Annotated in this window: 1 protein-coding gene; it reads right to left on the reverse strand. The window is 44.3% G+C overall.

The features are described 5' to 3' along the window. Positions 1-164: 164 nt before the first annotated feature. Positions 165-665: a non-heme ferritin-like protein gene (locus N6P30_RS24390; RefSeq protein WP_001752509.1), complete on the reverse strand. Its 501-nt coding sequence runs from the start codon at positions 663-665 to the stop codon at positions 165-167. Between the last annotated feature and the right edge of the window lie 294 nt (positions 666-959).

Consider the following 959-nt stretch of genomic DNA (forward strand, 5'->3'; position numbering starts at 1 on the left):
ATAAAGACACAAGCAGAGACATTTTTGGCACGATATAAAAACGCTAAGTTAAAAAATCACTATGACGTGTTGGGTATCAAATGTTCACTGGCATAAACCTCTGTTTCTGATGTAAAACAGATTTTCTGAGGAGGCGTAAAACCTCCTCGTACTGCGAAATTGATTTAGTGATAGCGATCGATCACGCCAACCAGATAGTGGTCGGTTTGCTGCATGTTGATGCCCGCTTTTTTAGCGCTGCGGACTTCATCCAGAATGATTTGCAACAGCGTCCCGTCCACGATTTCCTCTTTTCTGTATCGCTTCAGGAAGTTAATCGCTGACTTATCGTTTGCTGCCTGGGCGTCTTCCGTCAAAGAGGTCAGCGCATTAATGCGCTTCTGGTAATCGCTTACCGTCTGCTCAAACAGATCTTCCAGCGTGGAAAATTCACCGCACCGGGCGTGTTGCTCCTGTAACACCGGCGTGGCGCCGCTCTGTTTGATGTATTCGTACATGCGCATCATTTGCGTCACCGTATTTTGCGCCTGATGACGCAAAAATAGTGCGGTGCCATTAAGGCTATTCTCGCTGCACCTCTGGCTGAGCTGAAGATACAAATTTGAGGTATAAAACTCCTGATTCATTTGCGCATTCAGTTTTTGAACTATTCCGCTAGCGATCATAGGACTTCCTTATTTCTTGTCATCTCAGAAAACGGTCACTCTTCGAAAAAACAACCAGAATAAAAGCGATTCTTTCGCTTTTTTTATTGCGCCTGGTTACGCAGTCATATTCATTTTAAGTCTGGATGCTCCTTATTTAAATATCCAACCCTACTATCGCATTTCTATCTGGCATTATTCTGTGATGGTGTTTCGATATTCACACTCCCTGTGCCAATCCTTTCTTATCGACAGTAGGAAACTTCCTCCGGCTATTCTGCTGAACACGATTAGGGGCACTGTTGCAAAGTTAGC

The organism is Enterobacter sp. PL1 (assembly GCF_945957325.1).
GTDB lineage: Bacteria > Pseudomonadota > Gammaproteobacteria > Enterobacterales > Enterobacteriaceae > Enterobacter > Enterobacter roggenkampii.

Bases quoted from the DNA above. Each gene is read 5' to 3' on its own strand.
- N6P30_RS24390 (WP_001752509.1), bottom strand. From the start codon at position 665: ATGATCGCTAGCGGAATAGTTCAAAAACTGAATGCGCAAATGAATCAG.